This window comes from Demequina lutea (assembly GCF_013409005.1).
GTDB classification, from domain to species: domain Bacteria; phylum Actinomycetota; class Actinomycetes; order Actinomycetales; family Demequinaceae; genus Demequina; species Demequina lutea.
The window spans coordinates 2,743,186-2,762,846 of the sequence record NZ_JACBZO010000001.1 but is presented as its reverse complement, the minus strand read 5'-3'; the positions used below and the strand labels follow the sequence as shown (position 1 = coordinate 2,762,846).

Below are 19,661 nucleotides of genomic sequence, written 5' to 3'. Positions count from 1 at the left end.
GGCGAGGGGAGTTGAGCGCTAGATCGAATACTCCGTGGGAGGCGGGACCTCGGCGAGAGCCTCGCGCGCCTGTGCCTCCGAAGGGGCGCCGTTCATGCGCGAAACGACCACGCCGTCGGCGTCGAGAACGAGCGTCGTCGGGGTGCGCATGATGTCCAGCCTGCGAGCGAGATCGAGGTGTTCAGAAGCGTCGATCTCGATGTGGCTCACGTATGGGTCGTCGGCGGCAACGCGCAAGAGCAAGTCCCGAGTCGGCGGGCACTTGGCGCACATGGGAGTCGAAAACTGCACGAAGGTCGCGCGTTGACCGCGAGGAGCACCCAGATCGGTGGGAGTGAGGGCTCCTGCCACGGCCACGTGCTGCACGCGTCCCTGCTGGCGTGACCACCACGCATAAGCGACCGAAGCGACGGCAAGCAATACGCCGACGGCGAGAATTCTGAGGAGCATCAGCCCACCAGCAGGCGGCCGCCGAGGTACACGAGAACTCCCGCGGCAAGAACCGGAGTGATTCCCGAGGCGACCGAGGCGAAGAAGTGACGTGGCGCGGGCTCGCGGTGCGTGAGTTCCGTCACGAGCAGGACCGCCGAGGCCGAAACGAACCCTACGAGTGCGCCGCCCGGCCACCCAATCGAGTCGAAGACGACGCCCATGCCCCCGCCCGCCGCGGTGCCGAGCGTCAAGGCGATCACCGCATTCAGTCCGGGATTCGAGGTAAGAACAGATGCGATGCCCGTGATCGCGAGCGAGGCGGCGCCTGCCACCACAAGGTCGCTCGCCCCGGGTGTTCGCATGGCGGCGACCCACGCTCCGCCGGAAACGGCAACCATCGCTCCGGCCATCATTCCCGTGACCGACGTGACGGCTCGCCCCGGCGGAGACGGGAAAAAGACCTCGGCTGCGAGCGCGAGCAGCACGGCGGCTCCTGCCGCAGCGACTCCGTAACGCAAAAATGGTTGGTCGCGGCCAAGACCAATGGCGATGACGGAGATGGCGCCCGACGCCCCAATAATGGCCGTGCTGACGCGGCGCCGATAGACGCGAAGCAGTCGCGGCCAGCCGAACGCCGCCACGGCGATGAGTGCGCTCACGCCGATCGCAAGATAGCGAGTTCCAAGGGATCCCGTGACGGCGACAACGGCTGCCGCGCCGGTAGTGGCGGTGGCTCGCGTCAAGGGGTTCACGCGCGTAAGTCTCGCATGAGTGCTACCGGTACAGTGAACCCAACCGGAGGTGCCATGGCCGACCTGCTCGTGCTGACGCCGTCTACTGACGGCGCCGCTGGGGTTCTGCCTGCGCTTGCACTCCTCAGCCACCGTACACGTGTGGTCGCCCCCGAGCCCTCGGCGATGCTCGACGCCCTCGATGCGGATGTCCTCGTCATCGACGCGCGCAATGACCTCGCGGAGGCCCGCAACAACTGCAAACTCGTGCAGGTCACGGGGGTCCAAGTGCCGTTGCTCTTGGTGCTCAGGGAGGGCGGAATGTCGATCGTGACGGCGGATTGGGGGGCAGACGACGTGGTCCTCACCGACGCGCCGCCTGCCGAGGTAGAGGCGAGAATCCGGCTTCTTATCGGTCGTGCATCGAGCGCCGACCCGCTCGACAAGGCCGCAGAGTACTCATCAGGAGAGCTCAATGTGGACGTCGGAGGTTACACGGCACGGCTCAAGGGCCGCCCTCTGGACCTCACGTATAAGGAGTTTGAGCTTCTCAAGTACCTGATGCAGCACCCCGGTCGTGTGTACACCCGCGACCAGCTTCTTCAAGAGGTGTGGGGCTTCGACTACTACGGCGGCACGCGCACCGTCGATGTCCATGTGCGGCGCCTGCGAGCCAAGCTCGGCGCGGAGCACGAGCAGCTCATCGGGACCGTCCGCAACGTCGGCTATCGCTTCGATCCGCTGCCTGCCAAGCCCACCGCGGACGCAGCCCCCCCGCAGCTCGCCGACGCCTAGGTTCCAGACCGCACCTCGCGCGCGGGAAGCGCACGACGTCCCTGGGGCGTTGAGGCTCGTGACGGCGTCCACCTGTGCTCGGTAGGCTGGGTAGACCGTTCCTGTTTGTCCCACCAAGGAAGAGGCCACGATGGCGCGCACGCGTGCGGGAAGACTGTTTAGTCGACTGACACCGTCGACCGAGCGGACTCTCTCGGATGTGTTGCGCACCGAGCGTGCCGGCGGAATTCTGCTGCTTCTCGGCACCATCGCCGCGCTGCTGTGGGCAAACAGCCCATGGTCGGGTGCCTACGACACGATGCAGAACACGGTGGTGGGACCGCACGCCCTTCACCTGGACTTGACTCTCTCGACGTGGGCCAAGGACGGGCTGCTTTCCATCTTCTTCTTTGTGGTGGGACTCGAACTCAAGAGAGAAATCGTCGCGGGCGAACTTCGCAAGCCAGCGACTGCCATCGTCCCCATCGTCGCCGCGATCGGCGGAATGCTCGTTCCGGCGACCATCTTTTTCGTGATCAACGCAAGCCAAAGCGGTGGCGATACCGCCGGATGGGCAGTGCCGGTGGCGACTGACATCGCCTTCGCGGTGGCAGTGCTGAGCATCGTCGGCAAGTGGCTCCCCAACGCGTTGCGAGCCTTCTTGCTCACGCTCGCGGTGGTCGATGACTTGCTCGCAATCATCATCATCGCGGTCTTCTTCAGCGACGGACTCTCCTTCGGATGGCTCGGCGCCTCGCTCGCATGCATCGCCCTCTTCTGGTTCCTCATCAAGAAGGGCATGACCAACGCGTGGATACTCACGCCGTTGGCGCTCCTGGCGTGGGGCTTCATGCACGCATCGGGAGTGCATGCCACGATTGCCGCAGTCGCGCTTGGCCTTGCGGTGCCCGCGATCAAGCGTTCCGGTGAAAGGCAAAGCCTCGCCGAGCACTGGGAGCACTGGTGGAGGCCCTTGTCGGCTGCGGTGGCGGTCCCGATCTTTGCGCTCTTCGCCGCGGGCGTCACGATTGACGCGGAGGCGCTGCGAAGCGCCGCGACCGATCCGGTAGCCCAGGGCATCGTGGCAGGTTTGGTGATCGGAAAGCCCGCGGGGATCCTGCTCTTCACCTACTTGGTCGCGACGTTCACTCGGGCGTCCCTTGATCGCGGACTCAGTTGGTGGGACGTGCTGGGGATGGCATGTCTCGCTGGGATCGGCTTTACGGTGTCACTACTGATCGGCGACCTCGCGTTCGCGGGTGACCGCGCGTCGGCGGTCAAGATGTCGGTCTTGGGTGCGTCCCTGCTCGCGGCGACCATCGGCTCTGTGCTGCTCATGTGGCGAGATCGCTTCTACCGCAGGGTCTATGCCAGTCGCTCTACTCCCGCCGTTGAGCCGAAACTGCTTCCCGCGGCGCCCAGCGGCGACGCGGCCGAGAAACTGCCGGCCTGAAACTGCCGGCCTAGAACTGCCCCGCCGAGGGGCACAGGCGCGCTATCTCACAACCGCCACAGTCGGGCTTCCGCGCCGTGCATCGGCGCCGTCCGTGAAAGATGATCCTGTGCGACCACAGGGTCCACTCACGGCGCTCGATCAGCCGTGCCAGGTCCTTCTCGACGGCCACCGGATCTTCGTTGACAGTGAGACCCAACCGCCGGGAAAGCCTGCCCATGTGGGTGTCGACCGTGATTCCGGGGACGTCGAATGCGTTGCCCAGCACTACGTTGGCGGTCTTCCGGCCGACGCCGCGGAGCGTCACCAGGTCCTCGAGACGCCCGGGAACGGCGCCGTCATACCGCTCCACCAGCTCACGGGACAAGGCGAGCAGGCTTGTTGACTTTGAGCGGAAGAATCCGGTCGACCGGATCAACTCCTCGAGTTCATCGCGGGACGCCGACGCCATGGCCTCCGCGTCTGGAAAGCGAGCAAACAGCGCGGGGGTGACGAGGTTGACGCGCACATCCGTGCACTGGGCGCTCAGCACCGTTGCGACGAGCAACTGGAACGGACCCCCATAGTCGAGCTCGCAGCACGCCTCGGGGTAGACCGCCGCGAGGTGGCGGTTGATGGCGCGCGCCCGACGCACCAAGGCGGTGGCGGGGGCCTCGTCGCGTGGGATGGCGACGGCAAGTCGCGAAGGCAAAGCCATGGCCACACTCTAGGCCGCGCTCAAGGCGCGTCGCCCTGACGCCGATACATCGAGCGGATGGTTCCTGAGGTAACTGAAAGCCAGGTGACGCATATGACGACAAGTCTCGACGCGCGCTTGGCGCAACTGCGCCATCAGCGACGGGAGATGCGCAGGGAGCTGGCGAGAATCCGGTGGTGGCTGCGTCTCCTCCAAGCCAGGAGGGACCTCCTCATCGCGCACATCGCTTTCCCCGGCGAAACCGGCGCGATCGACCTGGACGCCGCATGGGAGGCTCTCGCCGCCGATGCTCCGACGTCGCGCGAACTCGCCGAGGCCATATGGACCGAGGCTCCCAAGGGGATACCGGGTAGCATCGACCGCATCGACGCCCTAGTCGCGCGCCTGCTCTCCTACGAGGCGCGTGTGAGTGAGAATGCAGAGACGGTGACAGCCGACGTGGTGAAAGCAATGGGAGAGGCGCATCGCGCCTCCGTGGCACATAAGGTGAATCATGCCTGAAAATCCCCGTGAAGAGCAGTTGTTGCGCTCAGCCCCGCTGTTCGGCGGGATGGATGCCGAAAACGCGCGCTCACTGATCGCGATGATGACGCGCTGCGAGGTATCCCGGGGCGAGACGATCTTTCGTGAGGGCGACGACGGCCACGCGATGTACGTCATCGTGCGCGGCAAGGTCAAGCTGGCGCGAACCGCACGCGACGGCCGCGAGAACCTCCTCGCCCTCCTTGGAGTGGGCGACATGTTTGGCGAGTTGTCGGTTTTCGACCCGGGCCCGCGCATGTCTCGAGCCCACGCCGTCGAGGACTCCGTGGTTTACGAGCTGCCCAAACCGGCCTTGGACACGTGGCTCGACGACCACCTCGACATGAGCACACACATGCTGCGTGCCCTTGCACAGCGCATTCGCCGCACGTCCAACACGATGGCGGACCTGATCTTCTCCGACGTTCCGGGCCGCGTCGCCAAGGCAATCCTCGACCTGGGACACCGTTTTGGTCGCATGGAGCGCGGGCATGTGACAGTGCGTCACGGCCTGACTCAGGAGGAACTGGCCCAGCTCGTCGGCGCCTCGCGAGAGACCGTCAACAAGGCGCTCGCGGACTTTGCGTCGCGCGGCTGGATCGACGTCCACATCGGCGCCGTCGAGGTCTACGAGCCCGAGCGGCTGCGCGCCCGGTCGCGCTAGGACGCGACCGACGATCGCGCGCGGAAGGTTTCGCTCGCTCAAGGCTCAGCGCAGGGCAACCATGATCTCGACCTCGACCGGAGCGCCCATCGGTAGGGCGGCCACCCCGACGGCGGAGCGCACGTGCTTGCCGGCCTCCCCAAAGATCTCCGTCATGAGATTCGACGCACCGTTCATCACGGCGGGCTGCCCGCCAAAGTCGGGGCTGCTCGCGACGTAGCCAACGACGCGCACCACGGAGGCGATGTGGTCGATCCCTCCCGCAGCCTGAGCGGCCGCGGCAACGGCGTTGAGGGCCGCCGTCCGTGCGTAGTCGGCCGCGGCTTCCGGCGTGACGGTCGACCCGACAATGCCGGTGGCCTGAAGCGCACCGTCGATAAAGGGCAACTGGCCAGACGTCGAGACGAGACCGCCGTGACGGATGGCAGGAATGTAGGCGCCCGCCGGTGTGGCCACGGGGGGCAGGACGATTCCTGCCTCCGCCATGCGCGCGGAATGGTTCATGACTTGGCGCGCTTCATGTACGCGACGAGTCCTCCCGTGGGGCCGGTCACGACGGTTACGAGCTCCCAGCCGTCGGAACCCCATTGGTCGAGGATTTGCTTGGTGGCGTGCTCAATGAGCGGAACGGTGGAATACTCCCAGGTGGTCATGCGACGAGCCTAGACCCCGCGGAGGAACGCGGTGCGGCCGCCGCTCGTTGGTCTTCGCAGCCGGCTGTCTCACCACGTAAGGTTCTCTCATGGGTCTGTTTACTTCTGAACGCGCGCGCCGCGACGGCAGAGTCACGTTCGTCCAATTGGTGACCTCGGTGGCAGCCTTTCTCCTCTTTTCAGTGATGGGGGGCGTGCTGCTCGCGGGGCTCGCTCTGCCAGCTGTCACCGTTGCGGGTCAGGCGACAAACGGGACCTCAAAGCTCTTCGAGGCGCTTCCTCAAGTCTTTGACCAGACGACACTGCCCCAAGCGTCGAGCATCTACGCCTCCGACGGCACCACGTTGTTGGCGACGTTCTATGACGAGAACCGTGTCGTCGTTCCGCTCGAGGACATCTCCCCTTGGATTCAAATCGCCCAGGTAGACGTCGAGGACAAGCGGTTCTGGGAGCACCACGGCGTCGACGGCGATGGCCTCGTCCGCGCGGGCTACCAGTACCTCGTTCACAATGGTCAAGAGGGTGCATCGACCATCACCCAGCAGCTTGTCAAGAACACGCTCCTCGCCGCCGCCCAAAACATTACGGACCCAACGCAACAGCAGGCGGCGATCAAGGTGGCCACCGATTTTAGCATTAGTCGCAAGATCCGGGAATGGAGTTACGCGCTCGCGTACGAAGACAAGGTCAACAAGGAATATGGCACTAACTGCACGGCCGACCCCAAGGTCGACTGCGGCAAGGAGTTCATTCTCCAGCAGTACCTGAACATCGCACAGTACGGACCCAGCGTCTACGGTGTCGAAACGGCCTCCGAGTTGTACTTTGGCAAGCACGCCAAGGACCTCAATGCGATCGAGGCCGCGACGATCGCGGGTATCACTCAGAACCCCACTCAGTGGGACCCTATAAAGCACCCTGACCAGGCCAAGATCCGCCGCGACCACGTCCTGCTGACGATGCACGACCACATCAACCCTCAGACTGGCGAGCGGGACCTGAGTTCCTCGGATTACTTCGCGGCGATCAACACGCCCGTGGAGGCCACGCTCAACGTCACCTACCCCAAGGCTTCATGTGCGGCCTCAACGCTCGCGCCGTTCTTCTGCGACTACGTCACCAGGATCATCGCTGGCGACCCCGCGTATAAGGGTGAGGGCCAGGCGCTTCTACTCAAGGGCGGACTGAAGATCGTGACGACCCTCGACGCGGCCAAGCAGGCGGACGCCAACGCCGCGGTCACCGCCGGGGTGCCCCCGAGCGATCCGTCGCAGCTCGAGGATGCGCTCGTGTCGCTCGACAACGCCACGGGAAACGTTCTCGCGATGGCGCAGAACCGCCCGTTTGACCCCACGGGAAAGACGCCGGGATCGGCGGCCATCAACTACTCGGTTGACCACATATTCGGCGGCTCAAACGGCTTCTCGCCCGGTTCGTCCTTCAAGCCCATCGTTCTCGCCGAGTGGCTGGACTCCGGACACGGACTCAACCAGGTGGTGACCGGTCAGAAGACGAAATTCGACATGACCAAGTGGAAGGCCAGTTGCCTGCCGCCGAATTCATTGACAGGTATCTGGCCTGTGTCCAACTCGGAGCCATCAGAGGCGCGGCAGATGTCCGTTCTCAAGGCCACCACGCTCTCGGTCAACACGGCGTACGCGTCAATCTCCTCCGAGTTGGACCTGTGCAGTGTGCGTGACATGGCCTCCAAACTCGGGTTTGAACGCGCCGACGGCGCCGACATCCAGCTCGTCCCTTCGATCACGCTCGGGTCACAAAATGCTTCACCGTTGGATATGGCGTCGGTCTACCAGACCTTTGCCAACGGGGGCGTGCACTGCGAGCCGCGTGTCATCGAGTCGATCGCCACGCTTGACGGATCGCCAGTCACCTTCAAGGACGGCACCGAGGTGGTGCCGCCTCCCACGAAGTGCTCGCAGGTCATCCGGCAAGAAGTCGCCACCGCCATCTCGTATGCCCTCCAAACGGTCCTTAAGCCGGGCGGAACGGCCCCCACCGCTGGCATCGGGCGTCCGGCCGCGGGCAAGACTGGAACCTCTGAGGAAAACAAGCACATGTGGTTCGTTGGCTACACGCCGCAAATCACTACCGCTGTGTGGGTGGGCAACGCCGAATATGACGTTCCGATGCAGGGCAGCAGGGTGAATGGGCGGTACCAGTACTTCGTCATCAACGGGGTGGCGAAGAGCGCCTGGTATGGCGGCACGATCGCCGCGCCGATCTGGCAGGCCTACATGGTGCCCGCGACCGCTGGAATGGACCCCTTGGGCTTCCCCGCCATCAGTTCGCAGATGCTCACTGGCGTGAAGACGCTCGTTCCAGACGTTCGCAACCTGGCCGAGAAGGCCGCGCAGGACGCCATCAACAACGCTGGATTCAGTTACGCGCTGTCCGGTGAACTGATCTATGACCCGAGTGTCCCCGCAGGCACCATCGTCAAGCAGTCGCCGGATGCCGGCTCGATGGCGCTTCCAGGCTCGACCGTGACCTACTACATGTCTAGCGCCTCATACCCCGCTTGGTGGTACAACTGGCCATCCGGTTGGGACCAGACCGTTCCGCCCTCGGACTGGTGGGGTGGCGCCGGTAACTGGCCGCCGGTTCAGTTCAAGACGAACCCCCCGACCGGCTGGGTCACGAAGACCGCGCCTGTTCCGACGCCGACTCCAAGTCCGCCGCCCAATAAGAAGAAATAGGCAGCGGTGTCTCGCTTGCTGGGGGTCGCCGTTGGCGTTGCCGCGGCCGGCGTGGCGTGCGTCGGCTGGGGTGTCGCGGAGGCGCACGCCTTCACCACGAGGCGCGTCGCCGTTCCCGTCCTGGAGCCGGGTGCTACGCCCATCCGCGTGCTCCACGTGTCCGATCTTCACTTCACGACGTCCCAGCGTGACAAGGTCGCTTGGGCGTCGTCCCTTGCGAAGGAGGCACCTGACCTCGTCGTCGTCACGGGCGACAATTTGGGCCACCCCGATGCCGTTCCCACGGTTGCCGAGGCGCTCGCCCCCCTGCTTGGTCTCCCTGGTCTCTTCGTGTTCGGTTCGAATGACTACGTCGGACCGCGCCCAGTGAACCCCTTCGCCTACTTCGGTGGCCCGTCACGGATACACGCGGACCGCACCCCGCTTCCCACCGAGGATTTGCGCGCGGTCTTCGTCGACGCGGGATGGAAGGATCTCAACAACGCGCGTGCAGTGATCACCGTGGCGGGCGTTGAGGTCACGGCAGTGGGGATGGACGATCCGCACATCGGCAGGGACGCGATGCCCGCACCGGATGGCGATCGGGGCGCGCTCCACCTTGGCGTCGTGCACGCACCGTACGCGAGGGCGCTGCAGGCGCTCACGGACGACGACGCTGACATCATGTTTGCGGGCCACACTCATGGCGGCCAAGTCTGCGTGCCCGGTTTTGGTGCACTCGTGACGAATTGTGATCTGGATAGGCGCCGAGTCAAGGGGCTTTCCTCGTGGCCGGGAGCCCTGGGCGACCCGGAGTCGACGTGGCTGCATGTCAGCGCCGGAGCCGGAACGTCGCCCTACGCGCCGGTGCGATTCGCTTGTCGACCGGAGGCAACGGTGCTCACGCTGGTGGCGAAAGCCTGATCCCGGGCCGCCGATTTCGCGTGGGGGTGCACGGGGAGATATCCTAAGCAGGCTTTTCACGGGGTGTGGCGCAGTTTGGTAGCGCGCGTCGTTCGGGACGACGAGGTCGCAGGTTCAAATCCTGTCACCCCGACTGAGAGAGTGAACAACCGAAAGGGTCGACGCGTAGCGTCGGCCCTTTCGTGTTGCGAGCGAACGAGGGAGGGGTTGACCGGAGCGCCGTAGGCGCGGAGGGAACACCCCGACGCCGCCGGTGACGTTGCGGACGCCCCGGCACCCCGACGCCGCCGGTGACGTTGCGGACGCCCCGGCACCCCGACGCCGCCGGTGACGTTGCGGACGCCCTTGAGGGTCAAGCGTGAACCGGTTTGATCGTTGCCGGTATGCTTGTGCTCACAACAAAGCCATGAACGGACGACAATGACCGACAACGACGTCGATGACCGGGTGGCTCGGGGGAGCCGCAACGAAGAGACGCGCCAGCGCAACCTTGCACTCATGCTGTCGAGCGTTCACAGCCGCGGCTCTCTGTCCCGAGCCGAACTTACGCGCCACTCTGGCCTCAATCGGTCGACGGTCGGGTTTCTTGTGGCTGAACTCGTTGAGCTCGGCCTCGTCCTGGAGACCGAGCCCTCCGCCGAGCGGCGAGTGGGCAGGCCTAGCCCGGTTGTCATTCCCAGCCCCGATGTGGTCGCCATCGCCATCAACCCGGACGTCACGGGCCTCACCGCTGGGGTCGTCGGTCTTGGCGGAGACGTTCGAATGCGAGAGACGATTCTCACGCCGCAAATCATGACGCCCGAAGACGCCGTGCTTCTCACGAGGGACTTCGTCACCCGCATTGCCGCCGAGCTTCCCGATACGACGCGGGTAGCGGGCATCGGCGTTGCCGTTCCCGGGCTTGTGGATGAGCGCACCAACTCGATCGCTGTCGCCCCGTACCTCGGGTGGCGGGATGAGGCTTTCGCGTCGATGCTCGAAGAGGAACTTGCTTTACCCACGTGGCTCTCGAACGACTCAACTCTGGGCGTTATCGCCGAGACCCACTATGGCGCGGGCGTCGGTTGCGACAACGTCATGTATCTCAACGGCTCCACCTCTGGACTCGGAGGGGGAGTGATCTCCGAGGGTCGTCTCATGCGTGGCGCCCACGGCTTCGGGATCGAACTCGGGCACATCTTGCTGGACCGCGACGGTGCCGTGTGTCCGTGCGGTCGCACCGGTTGCCTCGAGACCGTGGTCAACGTCCGTCGCATCTGGGGCGCCGCGGGGCGAGGGGTGATCGGCCTTGACGAGTTGGATGCGCTGTACTCGAGCGGGCCGGGAGCGGCGGTCGAGGCCGAGCTCGACATACAGGCCGATGCCTTGGCTGCGGGTATCGCGTCACTCGCTTGCGTGTTCGGATCGGAGCGCGTCATTCTGGGCGGCCACGTTGGCTCGCTGCTTGAGGCGCGCGGCGATCGAATTCGTGCAGAGGTCGAAAGGCAGTCATTCGGCCCGCTTGGACGCGACCTCACGATTGTTCGCAACGGGCTACGTGAGCGGATGGTGCACATTGGCGCCGCCGAACTCGCGTTTGGCACACTCCTGAACGATCCTGCGCACGCCCCCCTGTTCCACGTGGCGGAACTCCGCGTGGGCGTCAAGCGGTAGGCGGACCGACGGAAGGAGCGCCTAAAGCGTTGCGGCGACGAGTTCCGCAATCTGGACGGCGTTGAGGGCCGCGCCCTTGCGCAGGTTGTCGCCGCTAATGAACAGGGCGAGGCCTCTGCCGCCGGGAACGCCCGGGTCCTGACGGATGCGCCCCACGAGGCTTACGTCGCCTCCAGCGGCCTTCAGGGGCGTCGGAACCTCGTCCACCCTGACTCCCGGCGCACCGTCGAGCAGAGCGTAGGCGCGCGCGGGCGTGATCGACTCAGCAAACTCGGCGTTGATAGACAGCGAGTGGCCGGTAAACACCGGAACGCGCACGCACGTGCCGGAGACCAGCAGATCCGGGAGGCCCAGAATCTTGCGCGACTCGTCGCGAAGCTTGCGCTCCTCGCCCGTCTCGTTCGAGCCGTCGTCGATCACGCTGCCCGCCATGGGGATGACGTTGAAGGCGATCGGCTCGACGTACATGACAGGCTCAGGGATGGCGACTGCAGAACCGTCGTGCACCAGCTTCGTTGCCTCGGGCGACGCCGCCTTGATCTGGCCGTCGAGCTCGCGCACTCCGGCAAGTCCGGAACCGGAGACGGCTTGGTAGGTCGACACGATGAGGCGCGTGAGGCCAGCCTCCGCGTGTAGCGCCTTGAGGACGGGCATGGCGGCCATCGTGGTGCAGTTGGGGTTGGCGACGATGCCCTTGGGGATTGACGCCAGGGCCTCGGGGTTGACCTCGCTCACGACGAGCGGGACGTCGGGGTCCATGCGCCAGGCCGACGAGTTGTCGACAACGATGGCGCCGGCGGCAGCAAAGCGCGGGGCGTACTCGGTGGACGGTCCGCCGCCCGCAGAGAACAGGGCGATGTCGATGCCCGCGTAGTCGCCGCTAGCGATGTCCTCAACGGTGACGTCTGCGCCTAGGTGGGGAAGCGTCGTGCCTGCGGAGCGTGCCGACGCAAAGAAGCGCACCTTGGCATCGGGAAAGCGTTCCGCAACGAGCGAACGCATGACGGCGCCGACCTGTCCGGTGGCGCCTACGACGGCGACAGTAAGGTCAGCAGCTGCGATGGTCATCGGCCGGAACCTCCGTAGATGATGGCTTCGCCCTGGAGCGAGTCGAGGCCGAAAGCGGTGTGGACGGCGCGCACGGCGGTATCGACGCTCTCGGCGCGCGTCACCACGGAAATGCGGATGTCCGACGTCGAGATCATCTCGATGTTGACCCCTGCGTCGCGAAGTGCCGCAAAGAAGCGGGCCGAAACCCCAGAGTTGGAGCGCATGCCTGCACCGATCAGGGAGATCTTGCCGATCGCGTCGTCGGACACGAGCTCGGTGTAGCCGATGAGGGGCCGGTCGGCCTCAATCGCGGCGCGCGCCTCCGCGACGGAGGCCATGGGAAGAGTGAAGGAGATATCCGTGACGCCGGTGGCGACGGCCGAAACGTTCTGGACGATCATGTCGATGTTGACGTCCGCGTGCGCCACGGCCTCGAACAGCCGAGCGGCGGAACCGGGCACGTCGGGGACTCCGATGACCGTGATCTTGGCCTCGGAGCGATCGTGTGCCACACCGGCGATGATGGGATCTTCCATGGTGTCTCCTTCAGTCTCGCCCACAACCCACGTACCCTCAAGTCCCGAAAAGGACGAGCGGACGTGGATGGGCACGTTGAAGCGGCGGGCGTACTCGACACAGCGGGGCATCAACACCTTGGCGCCGGATGCCGCCATGTCGAGCATTTCCTCATACGTGATGTGCGCCAGCTTGCGGGCGCTTGGCACGATGCGGGGGTCGGCGGAGAACACGCCGTCGACATCGGTGTAGATCTCGCACACGTCGGCGCCCAGGGCGGCCGCGAGGGCGACGGCGGTGGTGTCGGAACCGCCCCTGCCGAGCGTCTGGACGTCCTGGGTTTCCTGGTTGAGGCCTTGGAAGCCCGCGACGATCGCAACCTCTCCCGCGTCAAGGGTGGCACGGAGCCGCCCAGGAGCGACGTCGATGATGCGGGCTCGACCGTGAGCACCCGTGGTGATCACGCCCGCTTGCGGCCCGGTGAACGACTGGGCGCCCACGCCAAGGTCGCGCACGGCCATCGCCAGAAGGGACATCGAGATGCGCTCGCCTGCGGTGAGGAGGATGTCCATCTCGCGAGGGTGCTCGGAGCCCGACACCTTCCGCGACAGGTCGATCAGGTCGTCGGTCGTGTCGCCCATCGCGGAGACGGCGACGACGACCTGATTTCCCGCACGGTGGGTCTCCGCGACGCGACGCGCCACGCGCTTGATCGCGTCGGCATCGGCGACGGAGGAACCGCCGTACTTTTGCACCACGAGAGACATGCTGAAACTCCGCAAATAATGAGGGGGGTGCGTGACTTCGCCACACGTGGCAACATTCTAGAGCCACGCGGATAGGGTCGGATTATGCCGCGTTGCGACGGGAGCTCCCGATGACGACCTTGCCCGAGACCAGGATCGACTCCGGGAGAGTCAGGGGGTTGTGGCGACTCCATCGCGGCGCCGATGGCTCGGTCACCAGGCATGCGATCTTCTTAGGTGTCCCGTTCGCCGCGCCGCCGGTTGGCGAGGTGCGCTTCGATGCACCGCGTGCGGTCGCCGCTTGGAGCGGCGTGCGGGACTGCTTCCTCCATGGTGCGACGTCCCAACTGCGCTCGCCTTGGGACCCGCCCCGCATCCCCGAACCATCAATCGCGGGGCCCGCCACGCTCAACGTGAACGTCACGACGCCGAACCCCGCCCGCGGCGCGCGCATGCCCGTTCTGGTGTGGATCCACGGAGGCGGCTTCATCTCAGGGTCGCCGGCGAGCCCGTGGTACGGCGGCCAAGGGTTCGCGCGCGATGGGGTCGTCACCGTCACGATCTCGTACCGGGTGGGGTTCGAGGGCTTTGGCTGGATGGCCGACGCAGTGAATAACCGAGGGGTCCTCGATTGGCTCGCGGCGCTCGAGTGGGTGCAACGCAACGTCGAGGCCTTCGGCGGCGATCCGTCGCGCGTGACCATTGGTGGACAGAGCGCCGGAGGCGCGGCCGTGATGCGCCTGCTGACAATGCGCTCCGCCCAACACCTGTTCCACTCCGTGCTCGCGATCTCGCCGCCTGATGCCTCGGCCACGATGGCAGAGGGGCGCGCGGCATCGGCGCGCATCGCCGCCTCGGTGGGAGCCTCGCCGGACAGGGCCTCGCTGGAGGCCGTCGACGGCCTCACGCTTTTTGAGGCGAGGGACGCCGCCCTCGCTCCGGTCGACGACGTGCTGACCGGCTTTGTCGTGCGCGAGGCCCAGTCCCTCGCGCTCGGCCCCCTGGTGGACGGCGACGTGTGCGAGACCTCCGTGACGGACGCGCTCGCGGAGGGAGTGGGCGCGGGCAAGTCGGTCTTCTTGGGCGCGTGTGCGCACGAGTTCAACGAGGCCACCGCGAACCTCGCGCACCTCATCGGCGATTCGCCCGCCGCCGTCATCTTGGAAAGGGCCGGAGTGCCAACGGCCATCGCCGCCGAGATGGCCGAGGAGGCGGGCGACAAGGGGGCCGCATGGGCGCTTGGTCAAGGGATGACGGATGCGATCTTCCGCCAAACCGTGGCGCATTGGGCGGCGCTACGGGTGGCGCACGGCGCGCCCACCTGGGTCTATGACTTCCGCTGGGAGTCGCGGGCGCCCGGAGTCAATGGGGCCGCGCACTGCGTCGACGTGCCTTTTGGCATGGACATCTTGGGATTCCCCGCCACTGATGCGGCCATCGGCCCCGCGGCTCCACAGGCGCTCGCGGACGCGGTTCATGGCGACTGGCTCGCCTTGGTGCGAGACGGTGCGGTCGATGCTCCCCGTTTCGGTGAGGATCGCGAGGTGGTCGTCTACGGAGCCGACGCGAGCCGCTCGGTCGGCACGGGTTACGCGCGCGAGGCGCGCTTGTGGGACGCGACGCGCCACTAGAAGACCGTCTCAGGGTTTCCCCTGATCTTTGGGTGGGGGACCCTGATCTTGTTGCCAAATCCGTCCCTGGCGACGCCGTGCGCCCTAGTGTCGCCTCATGACCACTACTGCAATCGAGGCCCCCATCGCGGTGTCCGCCACCTCGGTGAGGCGAAGCTTCGGCTCCGTTCAGGCCGTCGTCGATGCGAGCCTGTCGGTGTCGCGAGGCACCGTGACCGCTCTCATCGGCCCCAACGGGTGCGGCAAGACCACCCTGATGCTCATGCTGTCGGGACTTCTTACGCCAGATGCGGGCGAGATCCGCGTAGGCGGCGTCAGCCCCAGCACGCACGGGGCGGCAGTGAGGGCGAGCATCGGCTGGATGCCCGACCAGTTGGGCACATGGGACAACCTCACGTGCCTCCAGTCGCTCACGCTCGTGGGTAGGTCATACAAGCAGTCCGCGGCCGCGGCGCGCGCACATGGGGTGGGGCTGCTGGAGAAGGTCCACTTGAGCGAGTTCGCCGACCAGCCGGCGCGCGTGCTGAGCCGTGGTCAGAAGCAACGGCTCTCCTTGGCGCGCGCACTGGTGAATGACCCGACGCTGCTGCTGCTTGATGAGCCGGCAAACGGGCTCGACCCGCGCTCGCGCATCGAGTTGCGCCAGTTGGTGAGGGACCTCGCGGCCGAGGGCAGGGCGGTCCTCGTGTCGAGTCACGTGCTGAGCGAGCTCGACGAGATGGTCGACGAGGCGGTCTTCATGTCAAAGGGCCGCACCTTGGGAGCCGACGCCGACGCGATGGTCGCGAAGGCGCGCACCAACTATCGTCTGACGGCGCTCGATCACCCGGGGTTGCTCGATGCGCTCGCACGAATGGGCATCGAGCATATCGACGCCGAGGCGTCGGTGACCCTGGCTGTAGCCGACCGCAATCAGGCCGCCGCGCTGCTCAAGCGCCTCGTCGACGCGGGAGTCGCGATCGACAGCTTCGGCTCGGCGGGCTCCGCCCTGGAACAGACCTACCTGGCCATGAATGAGGAGCGACGATGACCACTGCGGCTTCCAAGACCACTGCACCGGCACCCGCCAAACTCGACGTGCCCAAGGGAAACCCCTGGCTGCCCACCTGGAGCGGCGTCGGGCTCGTGGCACGCATCGAGATGCTTCGCCGCAGGCCCACACGCAAGGGCTACATCTTCTACGGAATCCTGCTGGGATCCATAGTGCTGCTGTCGCTGGCCGCCACGCTCACCGCGGGCGACGGAAAGACCTCGACGCCGCTCGAGCTCATCCTCATCATGGTGCTGGGAACCGGCTACCTGATCGGGCCGTCGCTGTCGGCCACCGCGATCAACGGTGACTCGACCGACGGCGTGCTAGCGCCCATGCAGATGACGCGGCTCACCGCGGGTGATCTTGCGTTCGGCAAGCTGCTGGCCACGTGGACCGTGAGCGCCATTGCGCTCGTGTCGACGGCGCCGTTCCTTTGGTACGCGGCCGTGCGGTCGGGTTGGACGGGGGTCGAGCTGCTCACGGCGGTCGGCGTCATCTTCTTCTTGGTCCTTGTCGCCACGGCCACTGGCCTCGCGTGGTCTTCGATCGCCGCGCGCAACGCCGTGTCGGTGGCGCTCACTCACGTGACGTCGGGGATGTTGGGGTTGGGCACGCTCATCGTGTTCGCCTTCACCACGCCGCTCGTCACCGAGTCGGTGACGGTGACGGATCACTACCCCGACTGGAGCCAGGCGACGCAGCAGCAGCAGGTGGACCCGTCGTTCGACCCCTCCACGCTTCCTTGCCTTTCACAGACCCAGACCCAGGGGTGGCGCCACACCGAGCGCACCGCATGGATGCTCCTCATCAATCCTGTGGTCGTGATCGGCGAGACCTCGCCGATCGTTAATCCGGAGACGTACAAGGCGGACGGGCGGGCGCAGCCAGGGTTCCTCGCGTTCGTTCACACCCAGGTGAGCATCGAGCGGACACCGTCGGCCAAGCCGGTGGGTCAAAACACCTGCTCAGTCCCGAACGGAGCGAGCGGCCTTGGAAACCAGTGGCAGGACGAACAAACCGCCGCTGCCCTGCATTCGCGTCAGCCGTGGGTGGGGCTTGGCTTCTATGGGCTGCTTGGCATCGGGTCGATGATCATCGCGGTGCGTCGCCTGCGTGTGCCCTACAAGAAACTCGGTGTGGGGACGCGCGTCGCCTAACTTGGGCGAGGCACACTTGCGCGCGTCGGGACGGCCTATGGGCGGTGCTGGGGTGTCACCGATAACTCCGCTTGGGCGCCTGTGTGAGGATGTGGGTGGGACGCGCTCACTACGCGGCGCGGGACGGGGGAATCATGACCATCGTTGACGAGGCGCCACCGGTCACGGAGGCGATCATGGCTCGCGGGGTCGCGCGATCGTTCGGCAGCGTGCAGGCCGTCCAGGATGCGACGCTCAGCGTGCCACGCGGGAAGGTGACCGCGCTCATCGGGCCCAACGGTTGTGGCAAGACGACGCTCATGCTCATGTTGGGAGGACTGCTGAGGCCGGACTCTGGGGAGATCCGGGTCGTGGGTGCCGACCCTCGCAAGGACGCCGCGGTCGTTCGCGCCGCGATCGGGTGGATGCCTGATCAGCTTGGTTCGTGGGACAACCTCACGTGCCTCCAGACGCTCACGCTCATGGGGAACGCCTACGAGGTCCCCCGCGCCCAGGCTCGCGAAAGGGGCATGGCCCTCTTGAAGCGGGTCCACCTCGACGAGTTTGCTGGGCGTCCTACACGTGTCTTGTCGCGAGGGCAGAAGCAACGGTTGTCGCTCGCGCGATCGCTTGTCAACGATCCTGAGGTGCTGCTGCTCGATGAGCCCGCCAACGGACTCGATCCCCGGTCGCGCGTGGAGTTGCGCGCACTCGTCCGTGACCTCGCTGCCGAGGGTTGCGCCGTCCTCATCTCGAGTCACGTGCTGAGCGAGCTCGACGAGATGGTCGACGAGGCGGTGTTCATGTCGAAGGGCCGCACGTTGGGTGACGATGCGGCGCGGATGGTCGCCGAGGCGAAGACGCGGTATCGGATTTGGGCACTTGACCCGACCAAGTTGCGCGAGGCGCTCCAGTCGGGTGGTGTCCCGTTCGAGGAGGCCGAGGGCGGGGTGCTCTTGCGGCTGGCGGACGAGAGCGAGGCCGCGCAGGCGCTCGCTTGGGTCGTGCGGCGGGGCATCGCGGTACACCGGTTCGGCCCGGCTGGCAGCGCCCTTGAACAGACGTATATGGCGATGGAGGAGGATCGACGATGACAACCAGCGAGCCGACCGCCGCAGCCACCCCCGCAGCCACCTCCGCAGCCGCCCCCGCCGGGGCGCCCGAACGTCCCGCCCGTCGCAAGCCGCAACGCGGCAACCCGTGGCGTCCCTCGATTCACGGGATCGCGCTCGTCACTCGGATCGAGTTGTTGCGTCGCAGGCCGTCGTCCAAGGGGAACATCGCGTACGGAGTGATGCTTGGGGTCATCATCGGGTTGGGCGTGCTCGTGTCGGCGATGTCGCCAGACGGTAAGGACTCCACCCCGTTGGAGCTCGTGCTCATCCTCGTGCTCGGTGCCGGTCTCCTCATCGGTCCCTCGCTGTCGGCCACCTCGATCAATGGGGACTCCGGCGAGGGTGTTCTCGCGCCGCTGCAGATGACGCACCTCACGGCGGGAGACATTGCGTTCGGAAAACTGCTTTCGTCGTGGCTGGTGTCCTTCGCGATCCTCGTGACCACCACGCCGTTCCTGGTGTACGCGTTCTCGCGGTCCGGTTGGCACTGGGACGAGTTGCTAATCGTCCTGGCCGTGATTCTCTTTGTCGTCCTGACCTCGAGCGCCATCGGCCTGGCATGGTCGGCGATTGCAGCGCGTTCCGTCGCGTCGGTGTCTCTCGCGCACCTCACCACTGGCGTCCTGGTGATCGGCTCGCTCGTGTTCTACGCGTTCGCGGGAGCACTCGTGTCGGAACACACCACCGTGACGAACCGCTTTATCGACTCCGCGAAGCTCACGACTGACCAACAGGCTCAGCTCGACCACGCCTACGCGACCGGCGACTTTTCGAGCCCTGACATCGCGAACCTGCCGTGCCAGGAGCAGACCAACGACTCGAGTGTCACTCACACCGAACGGATCGCCTGGTTGCTGCTCATCAACCCAGGCGTGGTGATTGCCGAGTCGTCTCCCATCATCGATCCCAACACTGCTGTGGAGGACGGCCGCGCCGAATCGGGGCTCTTTGCGCAGATCCACCAGTCGGTGAGCCAAGCGCGCATCGGCCCCGACACCACCCCACAGGTCTACGACCAGTGTGCGGATCCCTTCGGTCAGAACCAGAACGACGACTGGCAGAAGCAGCAAGAGCAGTGGGCGAACTATCCGCGCGCGCCGTGGATCGGGCTCGGCCTCCAGGCGGTCTTGCTGCTGGGCTCCATGATCATCGTGGTGCGGCGACTGCGGGTGCCTTACAAGAAGCTCCGTGTGGGGACGCGCGTGGCGTAAATACGGCACCGCCATGGTCCCGGC

At 66.0% G+C, this 19,661-nt stretch carries 19 protein-coding genes and 1 tRNA gene; 13 read left to right on the top strand and 7 right to left on the bottom strand.

Translation table 11 applies throughout. The features are described from left to right. Nucleotides 1-18 precede the first annotated feature (18 nt). Together BKA03_RS13240 and BKA03_RS13235 are read right to left on the bottom strand one after the other, a co-directional pair. Nucleotides 19-450: a thioredoxin family protein gene (locus tag BKA03_RS13240; protein WP_179398097.1), complete on the bottom strand. Its 432-nt coding sequence runs from the start codon at nt 448-450 to the stop codon at nt 19-21. Beyond that, nucleotides 450-1,184, bottom strand: coding sequence for a hypothetical protein (locus tag BKA03_RS13235; protein WP_062074352.1), 735 nt, complete (start codon nt 1,182-1,184; stop codon nt 450-452). The genes BKA03_RS13240 and BKA03_RS13235 overlap by 1 nt, the downstream gene beginning before the upstream one ends. A 54-nt stretch (nt 1,185-1,238) precedes the next feature. Here BKA03_RS13235 and BKA03_RS13230 point away from each other — a divergent pair, with 54 nt between their 5' ends. After that, nucleotides 1,239-1,958, top strand: coding sequence for a response regulator transcription factor (locus BKA03_RS13230; RefSeq protein ID WP_062074351.1), 720 nt, complete (start codon nt 1,239-1,241; stop codon nt 1,956-1,958). 130 nt (nt 1,959-2,088) lie between these two features. After that, on the top strand, nt 2,089-3,390 hold the full coding sequence (nhaA, locus tag BKA03_RS13225; protein WP_083971201.1) for a Na+/H+ antiporter NhaA: 1,302 nt from the start codon (nt 2,089-2,091) through the stop codon (nt 3,388-3,390). 10 nt (nt 3,391-3,400) lie between these two features. Here the strand turns inward: nhaA and nth are convergent, their stop codons facing one another. After that, nucleotides 3,401-4,087, bottom strand: a complete 687-nt coding sequence (gene nth, locus BKA03_RS13220) for an endonuclease III (RefSeq protein ID WP_062074350.1) — start codon at nt 4,085-4,087, stop codon at nt 3,401-3,403. A 93-nt stretch (nt 4,088-4,180) separates the two neighbouring features. Here nth and BKA03_RS13215 point away from each other — a divergent pair, with 93 nt between their 5' ends. Next, complete coding sequence (locus tag BKA03_RS13215; RefSeq protein ID WP_062074349.1) at nt 4,181-4,588, top strand: hypothetical protein; 408 nt, start codon at nt 4,181-4,183, stop codon at nt 4,586-4,588. Then, nucleotides 4,581-5,273, top strand: coding sequence for a Crp/Fnr family transcriptional regulator (locus BKA03_RS13210; RefSeq protein WP_062074348.1), 693 nt, complete (start codon nt 4,581-4,583; stop codon nt 5,271-5,273). The genes BKA03_RS13215 and BKA03_RS13210 overlap by 8 nt, the downstream gene beginning before the upstream one ends. A 45-nt stretch (nt 5,274-5,318) precedes the next feature. On the opposite strand, the gene BKA03_RS13205 is transcribed toward BKA03_RS13210, so the two are convergent. Both BKA03_RS13205 and sp36 read right to left on the bottom strand, forming a co-directional pair. Next, nucleotides 5,319-5,777, bottom strand: coding sequence for a RidA family protein (locus BKA03_RS13205; protein ID WP_062074347.1), 459 nt, complete (start codon nt 5,775-5,777; stop codon nt 5,319-5,321). Next, a complete protein-coding gene (gene sp36, locus BKA03_RS13200) occupies nt 5,774-5,926 on the bottom strand; it encodes a Sp36 family protein (RefSeq protein ID WP_152649477.1) in 153 nt (50 codons plus the stop codon). The genes BKA03_RS13205 and sp36 overlap by 4 nt, the downstream gene beginning before the upstream one ends. Before the next feature lie 89 nt (nt 5,927-6,015). Between sp36 and BKA03_RS13195 the strand changes: the two genes are divergently transcribed. The 4 genes from BKA03_RS13195 to BKA03_RS13180 all read left to right on the top strand — a co-directional run bounded on the left by BKA03_RS13195 (nt 6,016) and on the right by BKA03_RS13180 (nt 11,199). Further along, a complete protein-coding gene (locus BKA03_RS13195; RefSeq protein WP_062074346.1) occupies nt 6,016-8,643 on the top strand; it encodes a penicillin-binding protein in 2,628 nt (875 codons plus the stop codon). Nucleotides 8,644-8,649: 6 nt separating this feature from the next. Further along, nucleotides 8,650-9,546, top strand: a complete 897-nt coding sequence (locus BKA03_RS13190) for a metallophosphoesterase (protein WP_062074345.1) — start codon at nt 8,650-8,652, stop codon at nt 9,544-9,546. Between the two features lie 59 nt (nt 9,547-9,605). Continuing rightward, a tRNA-Pro gene (locus BKA03_RS13185) sits at nt 9,606-9,679 on the top strand. Between the two features lie 287 nt (nt 9,680-9,966). Then, on the top strand, nt 9,967-11,199 hold the full coding sequence (locus BKA03_RS13180; protein ID WP_062074344.1) for an ROK family transcriptional regulator: 1,233 nt from the start codon (nt 9,967-9,969) through the stop codon (nt 11,197-11,199). A 21-nt stretch (nt 11,200-11,220) separates the two neighbouring features. Here the strand turns inward: BKA03_RS13180 and BKA03_RS13175 are convergent, their stop codons facing one another. Both BKA03_RS13175 and BKA03_RS13170 read right to left on the bottom strand, forming a co-directional pair. Beyond that, complete coding sequence (locus tag BKA03_RS13175) at nt 11,221-12,267, bottom strand: aspartate-semialdehyde dehydrogenase (RefSeq protein WP_062074343.1); 1,047 nt, start codon at nt 12,265-12,267, stop codon at nt 11,221-11,223. Next, on the bottom strand, nt 12,264-13,532 hold the full coding sequence (locus BKA03_RS13170) for an aspartate kinase (RefSeq protein ID WP_062074342.1): 1,269 nt from the start codon (nt 13,530-13,532) through the stop codon (nt 12,264-12,266). The genes BKA03_RS13175 and BKA03_RS13170 overlap by 4 nt, the downstream gene beginning before the upstream one ends. Nucleotides 13,533-13,642: 110 nt before the next feature. On the opposite strand from BKA03_RS13170, the gene BKA03_RS13165 reads away from it, so the two are divergent. The 5 genes from BKA03_RS13165 (at nt 13,643) to BKA03_RS13145 (ending at nt 19,637) form a co-directional block, all read left to right on the top strand. Next, nucleotides 13,643-15,142: a carboxylesterase family protein gene (locus BKA03_RS13165; protein ID WP_062074341.1), complete on the top strand. Its 1,500-nt coding sequence runs from the start codon at nt 13,643-13,645 to the stop codon at nt 15,140-15,142. Nucleotides 15,143-15,239: 97 nt separating this feature from the next. Beyond that, a complete protein-coding gene (locus BKA03_RS13160) occupies nt 15,240-16,172 on the top strand; it encodes an ABC transporter ATP-binding protein (RefSeq protein WP_062074340.1) in 933 nt (310 codons plus the stop codon). Then, nucleotides 16,169-17,332, top strand: a complete 1,164-nt coding sequence (locus tag BKA03_RS13155) for an ABC transporter permease (RefSeq protein ID WP_062074339.1) — start codon at nt 16,169-16,171, stop codon at nt 17,330-17,332. The genes BKA03_RS13160 and BKA03_RS13155 overlap by 4 nt, the downstream gene beginning before the upstream one ends. A 95-nt stretch (nt 17,333-17,427) precedes the next feature. Next, nucleotides 17,428-18,405, top strand: coding sequence for an ABC transporter ATP-binding protein (locus BKA03_RS13150; protein ID WP_238579373.1), 978 nt, complete (start codon nt 17,428-17,430; stop codon nt 18,403-18,405). After that, nucleotides 18,402-19,637, top strand: coding sequence for an ABC transporter permease (locus BKA03_RS13145; protein WP_062074338.1), 1,236 nt, complete (start codon nt 18,402-18,404; stop codon nt 19,635-19,637). Before BKA03_RS13150 ends, BKA03_RS13145 begins: the two co-directional genes overlap by 4 nt. Nucleotides 19,638-19,661: the final 24 nt, after the last annotated feature.